This window comes from Amycolatopsis umgeniensis (genome assembly GCF_014205155.1).
GTDB classification, from domain to species: Bacteria; Actinomycetota; Actinomycetes; order Mycobacteriales; family Pseudonocardiaceae; genus Amycolatopsis; species Amycolatopsis umgeniensis.
Window position 1 is genome coordinate 322,369 of record NZ_JACHMX010000001.1, and the last position, 13,212, is coordinate 335,580.

Genomic DNA, 13,212 nt, shown 5'->3' on the forward strand with positions numbered 1-13,212 from the left:
ACACCGACGAAAGTCGTGCAGTGGGCACCTAATCTCTTCGCCACGATGACCGCTAGGGGCGCCGCTAGGTAGCGGAACCGGCCCCCGGCTGGGCCGCCCGGCGTCCGTCCACTGGGGACAGATGGCGGCATAATCCCAGGGGCATAACCTGTCGGCAGGGCTTCCGTTGGGCCACAATCGGGATCATGACCGCAGCACAGTGGACCCCGACCTACGGCGACCCCTTCGAGCCGGTGCCCTACCGCCCCGCCCGCCTGTCCGCGGAAGAATCGCTGGCCACCGCCGCCGATCTGCGCCGACGGATGGACGACCGCCGCACCGTGCGGATGTTCTCCACCGACCCGGTGCCCGAGCAGGTCCTGGTGGACGCGATCGCGGTGGCGTCCACCGCGCCCAGCGGCGCGCATCAGCAGCCGTGGACCTTCGCGCTCATCAAGGACGCCGCGACCAAACAGCGAATCCGCGAGGCCGCCGAAGAGGAGGAACGCGTCTCCTACGAGGGCAGGCTCGGCGAGGAGTGGCTGTCCGCCTTGCGACCGCTGGGCACCGACGCCGTCAAGACCCACCTCACCGATGCCCCGTACCTCATCGTGGTCTTCCAGCAGCGCTACTTCCTCGACGAGGACGGCACGAAGCACAAGCACTACTACGTCGACGAGTCGGTGGGCATCGCGGTCGGGATGCTGCTCACGGCGTTGCATCTGTCCGGGCTGGCCGCGTTGACGCATACGCCCTCGCCGATGCGGTTCCTCGGCGAACTGCTCGAGCGGCCCCAGAACGAGAAGGCGTTCGCCGTCATCCCGGTCGGCTACCCGGCGGACGACTGCGTCGTGCCGAACCTCGTGCGCAAGTCGATCGACCAGGTGCTGATCCGGCGCTGAACGCCCGCGTGACCCGGGTGCGCGCGCACCCGGGTTGCGTGAAACTTCCGATTCCACACAGTCAAACTGCGCATTAGTGCAGTTTACTGCTCACTTTGATGCATCTCTTGACATATCCGGCGGCGATTGGACACAGTCTGGGCACCGAAGGCGACACGAAGGAGTGTTCTTCATGGCCGACCTGCCCTCTGTTTCCCGGCGGACACTGTTCGGTGGCGCTCTCGCCGCCGGGGCGCTCGCCGCGATCCCGACGAGCGCCACCGCCGCGGAAGAGGCCGAAAGCTCACCCCGCCGTCCTGGCCAGCGCAGCATGATCGGGGTGCCGTTCGAGCGGCACCAGACCGTCCGGATCGGGATGATCGGTCTCGGCAACCGCGGGATGTCCATGATCGGCGGGTGGAGCGCCGTCCCCGGCGCGGCGGTCACCGCGGTCTGCGACATCCGCGCCGAGCGCGCGAAGGCCGCGGCGGACAAGCTCGCCGCCGACGGGCGTCCGCGTCCGGCCGAGTACGGCGGATCCGCGGACGCCTACAAGAAGATGCTCGCCCGCGACGACATCGACCTGGTCTACATAGCCACGCCGTGGGAGTTCCACTACCCCCAGGGCAAAGCCGCGCTGGTGGCCGGAAAGCACGTCGGCATCGAGCTGCCCATCGCCACCGAACTCGACCAGTTGTGGGATCTGGTCAACACCAGCGAGCAGACCCGCAAACACCTGTTCCTCGCCGAGAACTGCAGCTACGGCCGCAACGAACTGGCCATCCTCAAGATGGCGCACGAGGGCGTTTTCGGCGAAGTCACCAACGGGCACGGCGGCTACCTGCACGACCTGCGCGAACTGCTGTTCTCCGACACGTATTACACCGACGCGTGGCGCCGCAAGTGGCACACCCGCAGCACCGCGAGTTTCTACCCGATGCACGGTCTCGCGCCGATCGCCGCCTGCATGGACGTCAACCGCGGCGACCGGTTCGCCACGCTGCGCGCCACGGCGACCGAGCCGAAGGGGCTCGCCGACTACCGGAAGCGGCACATGCCGCCGGGTCACCCGTCGTGGAAAGAGACCTACATCAACGGCGACCTGGTGTCCTGCCTGATCGAGACCGAGCAGGGCCGGATCATCCGCGCCGAGCACGACGTCAGCTCACCTCGTCCGTACAGCCGCATCAACAGCCTCGCGGGCAGCCGCGGAATCGTGGAGGACTATCCCGCCCGCATCTACGTGGAGCCCGACCACAGCGGTCACGCGTGGAAGGACTTCGGGCCGTACCGCGACCGCCACGACCACTGGCTGTGGAAGAAGCTCAAGGACGACCCGAACCTCGGCGGTCACGGCGGCATGGACTACGTGCTGCAGTGGCGGATCGTGCAGCAGATGCGCGCCGGGCTCGTGCCGGACATCGACGTCTACGACTCGGCGGCCTGGTGCTCACCCGTACCGCTGAGCGTGGTGTCGCTGGCCCGTGGCGGGAAACCGGTCGCGGTGCCGGACTTCACGCGCGGCGGCTGGTCGAAGCCCCGGGCCGGGCTGGATTCGCAGCCGTCCGACATGCCTAAGTAGCCGAATAGCGAGGCACGACGCGGTAGACGCGGAGATCCTTCGGGGTCCCCTTGGCGCGGAAACTCCGGCGCGGTCGCACGATGACCGCGCCGGGGTCCAGTTCGTCGACGACGCTGCCGCTGGCCAGCACCTCGTCGCCGTCCGCGGCGGCCATGATCCGGGCCGCGATGTTCACGTCGACACCGAGGTAGTCGTCGCCGACACGCTGCGGGTTACCCCGGTGCAGGCCCGCGCGCAGATGCGGCAGGTAACCCTCCGCCTTGATCACACCGACGGCGGAACACGTCTCGTAGGCGGCGTTCACCGCTTCACCCGGGTCGGCGAACACGGCCATCACACCGTCGCCGAGCCCTTTGACGACGCTCCCCCGATGTCCGGTGACGATCGACTCGGTCACCTCGGAGACCGAGCGCAGCAGCTCGAGCACGCGCTCGTCGCCGGCCTGCAAGGCCCAGGTCGAGAAGCCGACGAGGTCGGTGAACAGCACCGTGAGGCCGTTCGTGGCCTGCGGCTGGTCGCCGGACCGGCGGACGGCCTGCCAGGCCTGCACGGCGGCCAGCCCCAGCTCACGGGTGGCGCTGGGCCGATCGGCTCCCGCCTCGGTGAGCAGTCGCGCGAGCCTGTCGGACGACCGGCCCGTCGACGGCGCCAGCGGGTCGCTCTCCCCCGGGACGAGCCTGCGGAGGAACCGTGCGCCGCGCACCAGCTCGCCACGCTGATCCGTCGCCCGCAGGAACTTGCGGGTCCGGAGGTGCCATGGCTCTGGTCGGTCGGTCACGATCAAGACCCTAGCCGGTCACCCCGTGCTCGGAGCACCTGTCACCGTCATGACAAGAAACACCGGCGCGTTTCCCCTTTCCACTTCACCATGACAATTGACGAACGCACAATTCCGCATACGCATGACAAGATCGACGCGTAAAGAAAATCCGGCAGATCTTTTCCTTTCCCCGTTGGTGACTTTCCACCTAGATTCGGCGGCGAGCCCATTCAACGACGAAAGGACCTGACATGACGGAAACCCTCGTACGAAAGGGTGTTCGCCGGTTCTGCGCCGCCGGGATCGCGGCTGCGGTCGCCGGAACCGTAATGCTCACCGCGGCGGGAACCGCGGCCGCCGTCGAAAAGAATCTCACGTACAAGGGCGGCTTCCCCATCATCGGCGACCAGCAGGTCGCGGTGGTCGTCAAGGCGGAAATCCCGGCGACGGCGAAGGCCGGGGAGCCGATTTCGGTACCGTTCACCCTCGACGTCGACGCCGGTCAGGCCGCGGGCGACGGACTCCGGCTGGTCGGCGCCACGAAGCTCTCCGGCACGATCAGTTCGAAGGTGAACGTCGCGCTCGGCGAGCAGAAGGTGTCGATCCCCATCGAGCTGCCGATCCCGGACACCGAGGTGCCCGCCGAAGGACCGCTGAAGTTCACCGCGGAGGGCAAGGTCGACTTCACCATCCCGGCGGGAACCCCCGCCGGTGAGGCGACCAGCAGCGTGGACGCCGCGGCGACCTCGCATATCGTCACCGACAGCTCGCTCGGCGAGTTCGACGTCCAGCTCGCGCTCGACCCGCCCGACCAGGACGCCGTCCTCGGCAAGACGACCGTCAGTTGATCACCCGTCTTCCCCCGGCTCGCCGAGCCGGGGGAAGACGCGTCTTGACCTCCATCACGCTGGAGGTTGCACGCTCTCGATCATGTGGATCTGCGACAGGTGCGGTATCGAACACCCGGCCACCCCAGAGCCTCCCCGGTGCGTTCTCGACCGCGGTGAGGTCGGCATCGAAGAAGCAGGCGACCTCGGCGCGCACACCGGACGCTGGTGGACGCACGAGGAACTGATCTCCGCGCCGCACAAGACCTTGCACCGCGATCACGGCCGCGGCTTGCACAGCATCAAACGAGAACCGCATTTCGCCATCGGGCATTGGTCGTTCATCGCGGTCACCCCGGCAGGCGCTCTGCTCTGGGACCCGCCGTCCTGGTTGGACACCGAAGTGCTCGACCTCGTGCGAGGCCTCGGCGACGTCGCCGCGATCGCCACCAGCCACCCGCATATGTTCGGCGCCCAGCTCGGCTGGAGCCGCGCACTGGGCGGGATCCCGGTACTGGTCAACGAACGTAATCGCGAATGGCTGCCCGCGCCCGATCCGGCGTTCGAGTTCTGGGACGAGCACGCCGAACCGTTACCGGGCCTCGAACTCGTCCGGCTCGGCGGGCACATGCGCGGCAGCGCCGTGGCCAGGACACCGGACGGCAGCATCCTGGCCGGGGACACCATCACGGGCGGACTTGCGCCGGATTGGGTGTCCTTTCAGCGCAACTTCCCCAAGCACATCCCGATGTCCGCGGCCGTGGTGCGCCGCATCGTCGACAGGCTCGACGATTTCTCCTACGACAGGCTCTACACCCTCGGCGGCGACACCATCGACCGTGACGCCCGCGCCGTCGTCCGACGAAGCGCCGAGACCCACATCCGGTGGGTCAGCGGCGACTTCGACCACCTCACTTGATCGCGTTCTTCTCCTTGTTACGGAAGGACAACGCGATGAATCCCGCCATCGCCATGAAGAACGCGACGGCCCACATCCCGGCACGGAAGCTGCCGGTCAGGCCCTGCAGCCAGCCGGTGAGATAGGGACCGACGAAACCCGACAGGTTGCCGAACGAGTTGATCAGGCCGATCCCGGCCGCGGCGCCGACGCCGGTGAGGAAGGCGTTGGGAAGCTGCCAGAACACGGGGATCGCGGTGAACACGCCGATCGCACAGAGCGTCACCGCGATCATCACCAGCAGTGGCGAACCCAGGTACAGCGCGACGGCGATCGAGACCGCGCCGACGAACGCGGCGATGGCGACATGCCCCGCCCGTTCGCCGGTGCGGTCGGAATGGCGCGCCCACAGCACCATGGCGACCGCGGCCACGGCGTAGGGAATCGCCGTGATGAGCCCGATCTCGACGATGCTGTACGAGGTCTGGAACTGCTGCTGGAAGCCCTTGATCACCTGCGGGAGGAAGAACGCGAGCACGTAGAGGCCGAAGATGATTCCGAAGTAGACCGCGCTCAGCGCGAGCACCCGCGGATCGGTCAGCGCCGATCGCGTGCTCACCTCCTTGCCGACCTCGCGTGTGTCCTCCGCGTCGATGGCCGTCTGCAGCGCCGTGCGCTGCTCCGGGGTCAGCCATTTCGCGTTCTTGGGCCGGTTCGGCAGCAGGAAGAACACGGCGAAGCCGAGCAGGATCGAAGGGACTCCTTCGGCGAAGAACATGAAGCGCCAGCCGGCGTCGAAGCCGAGGACACCGTCACCGTGCTTGATGAGCAGGGCGGAAATCGGGCTGCCGATCACCGATGAGAGCGGCACCGCCAGGAAGAACAGCGCGACGATCTTGGCCCGCACCTTCCGCGGGAACCAATAGGTCAGGTACAGGATGATGCCGGGGAAGAACCCGGCCTCGGCGATACCGAGCAGCACCCGGACGATGTAGAAACTGACCTCGCCCTGGATGAACGCGGTGGCCGAGGCGACGATGCCCCAGGTGACCATGATCCGCGCGATCCAGATGCGGGCGCCCACCTTGTGCAGGATCACGTTGCTGGGCACCTCGAAGAAGAAGTACCCGACGAAGAACAGGCCGGCACCGAGTCCGTAGGCCGCCGAACTGATGCCGAGATCGGCGTTCATGGTGAGCGCCGCGAACCCGACGTTGACCCGGTCGAGATAGTTGAGCAGATAGAGCAGCCCGAGGAACGGGACCAGCCGGATCATCGCTTTGCGGACCGCTTGAGAGGTGGACACCTCTGCCGTCTGTTCGTCCATCCGCGGGAGTGTAGAGGGCGATCAAAACAGCGGGGGCAGGAAGGCACCGAGGTTCCCGCCCGCGGCCCGATCGGCCGGGTCCGGGTCCACCTGGACCGAGTCGGGATTGCGCGGGTCGTAGGTGACTTTCACGGTCGAACCGCGGGCCGGCGCCTGCAACGGCGGGGTGATCATCGTCGCGATGACCGTCCGCTCCCCGGTTTCGGCGGGGAACCGGACCTGCACGGTGAACCGCGGATTCCCCATCACCCAGACGTTCGTGAACTCGACGCCGATGACCTGCCCGATCACCTGGAGCCCGGTCTGGGCCAGCGCGTGGGCGCGATCGTCCGCCTCCGCCTTGGTGACGAACGCCCGTCCCAGCACCATGATCATGACCAGCGCGGTCACCCCGGCCACCGCCGGCACGAGATACGGTTCGTAGTAGACGATCCAGTCGACGTCGGTCCACGGTTCGGCCGCGCCCTCGCCGAACGGCAGCCGCTGCCCCACCGACTCGGGCGGAGTCCACGACGGGATCGCGAAGCCGGTGCCCAGCGCCACGCCCAACGACGCGGCGAGGCTGCTCGCCCGGAAGCCGACGCCCATCCCCCGCAGCGACATCCCGCCGCCCCACAGCATCGCGAACCCGAGCGACGAAGCGACCGTGATCGAGATGCTGAAGAACAGGACGAGCGAAACCGCCGGGCCCGCGTCGGCCCCCCACGCGTCGACGCGGTTGAGTGACATCAGCCGGAAACCGTCCAGCAGCCCGAGGGCGCCCGACCAGCCCGCGACCGCCCAGGCGAGCGTCGTGGGCACGCCGAGCAGCCACAGGCGCAGGCCTGGACGACGGGCCTGCCGAGGGTCGCCCGGCAGGCCGAACTCGAAGGAACCGAACATCATGGCCGCTCTAACCGATCGGGCCGAACACAGCGACCTTCGCCGGGTCGGCGGGGTCGACGCGGGCTTCGTGACGGGTACCGGGCGCGTACTGCTGGATCGTCGCCAGCGGCGCGATCAGCGAGGTCACCGTCCGGTAGGTGCCACCGTCGGCGCGAGTGACCTCGAGCGTCGCGGTGTACTGCGCCTGCCCGGCGATCTTCCGGCCGGTCGGCTCCAGTCCGCGGATCACCAGGGTGGCGGGCTCGCAGGTGTCGTAGAGCCGCCGCAGTTCGGTGCCGTAGGCCTGCAGTTCCTGCTGCTGGCGCAGCTGCTCGTCCATCGGCAGCGCCAGGAACGCGGCCATGTCCGGGTCGGCGTTCATGTTCCGGAACGCCTGCGCGGCCAGTTGCGGCGTCGGCAGCTGCGGGGTGATGTCGTGCCCCTGCGCGGCCGCGGCCCGCCGGAACTGCTCCGCGTGCCGCTGGAAGTCCTGCTCGCCCCGGGCCATGCCCTGCTGCGTCGCGTCGTTGATCTTGTCGCGGATCTTCTTGAACATCGGGTCCCGCCTTTCGCTGTGTCGTTCTCGATGAACACAGCTTCGGCGGGGCGGACCGCTACCGAACCCAGGTTTTCCCGTCGTCGGTCGCGTCGAGGCAGGTCAGAGGCGCCCAGAAGACCGGGGAATTCGCCGGTTCGGGCTTTTCGCGCCAGCGGGCGAGCCGGGACCGCTGCCAGGCGTTCAGCTCGGTGACCGGATCTTCACCGGCGAGCGCGGTGTCGGCGGCGATGACCAGTTCGGACATCGGGTCCGAACCGGGCACGGCGGCCGAGGTCGGGAGGGCCCAGACCGTGGCGGCGACCAGTCCCGCTCCGGCCGCGACGGCGGCGAGGAGCACGCCGAACGGTTCGGCCAGACCGAAGTCGCTCGCGCTGGCGCAGCCGATCAGCGCGACCCGTGCGGGCATGGTGTCCACTTCGGACAGTGCGAGGTCGGCGGCGGTGAACGGCCGGTGCGGTCCGATCGGCGCGGCCGTTCCGGGGAGATCGGCCGCGCAGGACAGATGCAGCGCGGTCTGAGCGCCGTACTCGTCGCGCACCCGGCTGACGTGGCCCACGAACACCAGCCGCGAACAGGGCCGTGACAGGAGTTCAGCGAGCAGCCGGCGGTCGGTGTCGGCGCGGCGGACCAGATCGAGCCCGTGTGCGACCTCGGGAAGGACCGGGCCGTCGGCGAGCCGCGCGTCCAGGTGCCGGATCAGCGGCGACGTCGCGTCCTGCTTGCCGAGTACGGAACCCAACTCGCCGAACGCACTCTGGCCGGGGATCCGCGGGTCGAGCAGATAGAGGGGCGGGCCGTCCGCGGCGGGCGGACGGCGCGGGATCGCGGCCGGGGCGAGCAGCGAGACGTCGGCGATGTCGACGACACGCTCGTCGCTGTCGAAACAGGTGCCGATCTCCTCGATCTCGAGGACGTGATCCGCCCTCCTGTCGGGCAGGGCCAGCAGTCCCCATGGGACAGCGGCGAGGCTCGGGGACGGCTGGATCCTCAGGAGCGGGCGGTTTCCTTCGGCGGCGGATCGCCGGAGCCGTGCGACCAGGTCGGCGGGCAAGAGATTGAGGGCGAGGACGCGGGCCAGGCGTTGCTCACCGGCGAGGCTGCCGAAGGCGTCTTCGCCCAGTGAACGCCGGACGGCGTCGGCCACGCTCTCGCCTTCGTGCGGTGTCGGGGAGGCGGCGTCCAGGACCTCGCGGGCGGTCCCGACCAGGGCGAACTCGATCGGATGCGTGTGGACGGTGTCGAGGTCCTCGGTGGTCCGCCAGGTGAGGAAGGTGTGCCCGGCATCGGCGAAACGCAGGAGGAAGGTCTCTCGCCCAGGCCGGGCCGCAGGCCAGGTCTCGACGGTTTCAGCGGCGAGCCGAGGCAGGCGGTAGCGCTCGGTGGCGAGGCGATGCCACCGATCCAGCTCCATCGGCGAAGACGGCGACCAGCGCAGGGCGGGCGGCGGAGCGAGCCGCAGCGGCAAGGACGAGGTGACAGAACCCAGTGCCGCCAAGGGAAGCCGATCATCCTCAGTGGACGGAAGTACTTCGAGGGACGGCAGTGTCCCGGTCAGGCCGAGCGACGGCCCCTCGACCCCTGTGTACGCCCCGACGGCGCAGGTGCGCTCGATCAGTTCGGCCGCCAGCCTCGGTTCCTTCAGCCGGGCCAGCAACGCCAGCGCGAGCCCCAGCGTGGGCGCCGCGATGTCACGCGCCCAGGCCGTGCGCGCCTGCGGGGAAATGAACTCGAACCGGTACTCCGCCGCCGCGAGCGTCAAGGGGAGCACCAGATCCAGCAGCGTCCGCAGGTCTTCGCCGCGAGCGAACCCGACAGTGGCCGCGACGAAATCCGTATGCAGGTGGTCCGACCAGTCCCCCGACAGTCGCGCTGATTCCCTCGCGCGAGTCGCGTGGTCCTCCGCCGTCGCCCAGTCGCCTTCCGCCGCGGCGCAGCGGGCCAGTGCGGTGTCGACGACGCGCAGGCCCGGGACGTCACCGTTGGCCGTCCGGATCGTTTTCGCGTGCTCGAACTGTTCCCGTGCCTGCGTGACGTCGCCCGTGTACAGCAGCAACGTGCCCAGCGCGTAGCTCGCCTCCGCGACGTCGCCGGTCAGGCCCGCCGCCGCGAGTTCGTCGCGGGCGGCGACGATCGCGGCGACCGCGCCGGGGAAGTCACCCGCCAGGGCGCGGGCCTCCGCCAGCCCGATGCCTGCCTTCACGGCCAGTGGGCCGCCTTCGTGCTGAGCGCTCAGCCTCAGCAGATCGGCCCGCGCGTCCGCGTCCTCGCCACCCGCGTGGCGGATCCGGGCACGTTCGGCCCTGGCCATGGCCTGCTGCTGGATGGCCCGCTCGCGGACCTCGTCGATCTCGGTGAGGACGTCCAGCCCCGCCAGGATCTCCTCGAGCGCGGCCCGCGCACCCGCCAGCTCCCCGGCGGCGATCTGGACGCGCACGTCGAAGATCCGCAGTTCCATCTCGTCGGAACCGTGGACGTCGAGCAACTCGGGCGGATACTGGTCCGGCCCCGCTTCCTTGCGGAACGCCGCCCGGCGTCGCTGACCGGCGATCAGCTCACGCGCCTTGACGACGTCCCCTTCCTCCGTGGCCAGGGAGATGAGCACGCGCTCGGCGACCTCCCGGGAGCCTTCGATCATCCGCACCTCGGCGTACTGTCCGAAGTGGACGATGGCGGCGGTGCTCACCCCGAAGACCTGGAGTACGGCCTCGGCGCATTGTCTCGCGTTGCGCAGATCGCCCGCGGAGTAGCAGACGTGGGCCAGATCGCTGACAGCGGCGAGCTCGAGGTCGGTCCGGTCGAGTTTCTGCGCGATCTCCCGCATCCGCGTGTACTTCCGGTGCGCCCCGGCGACGTTCCGGACCGCGGCGAGGTGCTTGGCCTGGTCCTGGACCTTGGCGGCTTCGATGAGCAGCTTGCGGTACTGGCGTTCGGACAGCGAGCACGCGGGCACTTCACCGTACGGAGCCGGGTCGAGGCCGAAATGCTTTGCCACACAACGGCAGTTGTAGCCATGTGACGTCGCGAGGCTCAGTTCGGGCGGGAGCGGGCGATCCGGGGGGTTCTGGGGTGGCGGCATGCCGACGAGCACGTCAGAACTCCTCATCGGCGGAGGCGGCCGCCGCCCGTTCGGCGAGCGTCCTGAACCCCGGCTCGCGTGCCCGCACGAGCGCGACCACGCGAGCCCGGTCTTCCGGAGTGGTCCCGGTGACACCCTCGCCGGCCACTCCGACGACCAAGGCGATCCGTCCACTGTGGATGCCCGCCGCGAGCCGGATCGCGGCTTCGTCCAGTTCGGCGGCGCCGGTGAACCGTCCGGCTCCCAGGTGCAAAGGCACTTCCGCGAACGGCTCGCCGTCGTGGGTCGCGACGGCGACGATGGCCGCGTCGGCGAACGCGCCCGCGACCTCGACTTCGAGCCGGGTGGCGGCCGTGGCGACGACGATCCGCCAGGTCACCGTGTCTTCGGCGGCGTCCAGGATCCCAGGCGGCACCCGAGCCCAGTCGACGCTCGCCCGTCCGCTCGCCAGCACGCCTTCACCGGGAGCGGCCGATTCGGTGCCCGCGGCCAGCGCGTACGCACGTTGGCCCGAGGTCGCGGTTTCCGGACGCACTTCCGCCGCTGCCTCGGCGCGCACGACGTCATCCTGGTCGTCGAACCACGCCGCGAGATGAGTGCACATACCCCGGACGTCGTCGGCGACCGGCCGCGCGGCCGCCAGGAGAGCGCCCTCCGCGATCGCCGCGTCGAACAGCTCGGCGGGCGATGCCTCGAAAGCGTCGAGAAGACCTTCGGCCAGATCCTCGACCGCAGCCGTCGCGACAGCCGTTTCGAGGTCCAGCAACGCCGGGTCGAGTGAAGGGACGCCGAGCGAAGGGCTGGCGGGCCACCAGCGGCGCAGCCAAAGCAGCAGGGCGAGTCTGCCCAGTTCCGGGCGTGCGGGGAGATCCGCCTGGCCTTGGCCGAGCACGGTGAGGCTGGTTTCCTCGCCCACGAGCCGGGTCAGCCACGGTTCAGCGGCCCCGGCGTCGCTGAGTTCGATCCGCATCGAGGACGTCCGGCCGTCGAGCAACTCGGCGAGGGCGAAGTGGATGACGGCGCCGTCGGCCGCGACGACGGGGCTGTGCACCGGATGCGTCACGACACGGCCTCCAGATCCGGCAGGCGGGCCACGAGCGCGCGCCGCACCTTCGTCCGCAGATCCAGGGAAGTCGACCGGACCACGCCGGTGACGAGGTCGCGGACGTCGGCGGCATCGGCGGGCAGATCGCCGCGGACGTCGAAACCGTGCAGCCGGACCCACAACCTGCTCAGGAACTGCTTGGCGAACTCGCGCAGATCGCGCAGGAGCTCGGCATCGGGCCGCGGCGTGAGCGGCGTGGCCCCGGCCAGCGCGCGCCGGGCGTGCAGCACGTAACCCTCCCTCGCGACCTGGGCGTTGAGCTGCCGCGCGAACTCGGGAACCCCCGCAGGCGCCGCGCCGTCGAGCGGCCGGAGCGCGGGCGCGAGGACGACACCGAGCGCGAAGCAGGCCGCCAGCGCCGGCAGGCCGAGCCCGAACCCGGCGGCGACCCGGGCCAGTTCGTCGTCGACGAGCTCGGCGACGGGAGCCCGCTCATCCGGGGGAAGGCGGCGCAAGGTTGCGCGTACTCGCCTTTCGACGCTGCGTTCGAGAAGTTCGGCACCGGTCTCGTCCCGCCGGTTCAAGGGCGGGACGGCGGTGCGATCCCCGCGCTGCAGCCCGAGGTCCGGCACGGGCAGCCCGGAGATCTCCTGGACGGCCTCGCTCAAGGCTCGTGCCCCACCCGGACGCCGGAGGGCGAGCCCGAGGGCGTGCCCGGTGGCGGAACCGGCGAGGGCCCGCCAGGCAGTGTCGGAAAGACCGTCGACGAACACCCGGAGCGCGGCGATGTCCTGCGATGCGGCGGATTCCGCGTGCCAGCGGCGTTCGAGCTCCGCGGTCAGCTCCGCCGACAGCCGGGGATCCGAGAGATACCCGGCGAGCTGATCGACGCCCGCCACGCCGCCCTCGCCGTGCAGATCGCGCAACGCCGCCTCGGCGGTCGCCGTCGCGTCCGGACCCGGCGTGCCGAAAGCCGTCGCCAGCTCGTACGCCAGCGGGAAGCACACGTCCTGGACGTTGCCCGCGGTGATCCGCAAAGCGCGGCGGCGCCGTTTCAGATGGGTGAACCAAGCGGCCGTGGCGCGCAGCCTGTCCGCGTCGGCCAGCAGCAGCTCCGTCAGCTCCGCCGCGGCGGCCGGGTCCAGCACGGGACGGCCGAGCCGGGGACGCGCCGCCGTCCGGATCACCAGCGGGTCGATGATCTTCTTGATCGTCCGGGTCAGCGGGCCGCCGTCGGCCGACGACAGGACCTCCACCCCGGGGACGCTCGCCCACGCCCGCGCGAGAACGGCCGACCGCGGCCGGGACTCGCCTGATCCCGTCGTCAAACGCCCTCCCTCGCTCTGACCGCACTCTAACCGAGCAGACGACGCGGACGGCTTCTCCCGGTCTTTACCCTGGAGTGCCGGGGGCG

11 protein-coding genes are annotated in these 13,212 nt (G+C 69.8%); 4 read left to right on the plus strand and 7 right to left on the minus strand.

Going from position 1 to position 13,212, the window contains the following annotated elements:
• Positions 1-185: 185 nt before the first annotated feature.
• Both HDA45_RS01410 and HDA45_RS01415 read left to right on the plus strand, forming a co-directional pair.
• Positions 186-881, plus strand: coding sequence for a nitroreductase family protein (locus tag HDA45_RS01410; protein WP_184891488.1), 696 nt, complete (start codon positions 186-188; stop codon positions 879-881).
• A 172-nt stretch (positions 882-1,053) separates the two neighbouring features.
• Entirely contained in the window at positions 1,054-2,442 is a 1,389-nt protein-coding gene (locus tag HDA45_RS01415; RefSeq protein WP_184891489.1) for a Gfo/Idh/MocA family protein, read from the plus strand.
• On the opposite strand, the gene HDA45_RS01420 is transcribed toward HDA45_RS01415, so the two are convergent.
• Positions 2,435-3,226, minus strand: a complete 792-nt coding sequence (locus HDA45_RS01420) for an adenylate/guanylate cyclase domain-containing protein (protein ID WP_184891490.1) — start codon at positions 3,224-3,226, stop codon at positions 2,435-2,437. The genes HDA45_RS01415 and HDA45_RS01420 overlap by 8 nt on opposite strands.
• A 227-nt stretch (positions 3,227-3,453) precedes the next feature.
• Between HDA45_RS01420 and HDA45_RS01425 the strand changes: the two genes are divergently transcribed.
• Entirely contained in the window at positions 3,454-4,050 is a 597-nt protein-coding gene (locus HDA45_RS01425) for a DUF6801 domain-containing protein (protein WP_184891491.1), read from the plus strand.
• Positions 4,051-4,132: 82 nt separating this feature from the next.
• Positions 4,133-4,948: an MBL fold metallo-hydrolase gene (locus tag HDA45_RS01430; RefSeq protein ID WP_246480581.1), complete on the plus strand. Its 816-nt coding sequence runs from the start codon at positions 4,133-4,135 to the stop codon at positions 4,946-4,948.
• Here the strand turns inward: HDA45_RS01430 and HDA45_RS01435 are convergent.
• From HDA45_RS01435 to HDA45_RS01460, 6 genes are read right to left on the minus strand one after another with little or no spacing between them, the layout of a single operon-like run.
• Entirely contained in the window at positions 4,941-6,254 is a 1,314-nt protein-coding gene (locus tag HDA45_RS01435) for an MFS transporter (RefSeq protein WP_184891492.1), read from the minus strand. The genes HDA45_RS01430 and HDA45_RS01435 overlap by 8 nt on opposite strands.
• A 21-nt stretch (positions 6,255-6,275) precedes the next feature.
• Complete coding sequence (locus HDA45_RS01440) at positions 6,276-7,139, minus strand: DUF3592 domain-containing protein (RefSeq protein ID WP_246480582.1); 864 nt, start codon at positions 7,137-7,139, stop codon at positions 6,276-6,278.
• A gap of 7 nt (positions 7,140-7,146) precedes the next feature.
• On the minus strand, positions 7,147-7,674 hold the full coding sequence (locus HDA45_RS01445; RefSeq protein WP_184891493.1) for a DUF3592 domain-containing protein: 528 nt from the start codon (positions 7,672-7,674) through the stop codon (positions 7,147-7,149).
• A gap of 58 nt (positions 7,675-7,732) precedes the next feature.
• Positions 7,733-10,780: a tetratricopeptide repeat protein gene (locus tag HDA45_RS01450; protein WP_221470981.1), complete on the minus strand. Its 3,048-nt coding sequence runs from the start codon at positions 10,778-10,780 to the stop codon at positions 7,733-7,735.
• Positions 10,767-11,816 carry a hypothetical protein gene (locus tag HDA45_RS01455; RefSeq protein WP_184891494.1) on the minus strand — a complete coding sequence of 350 codons (1,050 nt, stop codon included), beginning with the start codon at positions 11,814-11,816 and terminating at the stop codon, positions 10,767-10,769. The genes HDA45_RS01450 and HDA45_RS01455 overlap by 14 nt, the downstream gene beginning before the upstream one ends.
• Entirely contained in the window at positions 11,813-13,126 is a 1,314-nt protein-coding gene (locus HDA45_RS01460) for a hypothetical protein (RefSeq protein WP_184891495.1), read from the minus strand. The genes HDA45_RS01455 and HDA45_RS01460 overlap by 4 nt, the downstream gene beginning before the upstream one ends.
• Between the last annotated feature and the right edge of the window lie 86 nt (positions 13,127-13,212).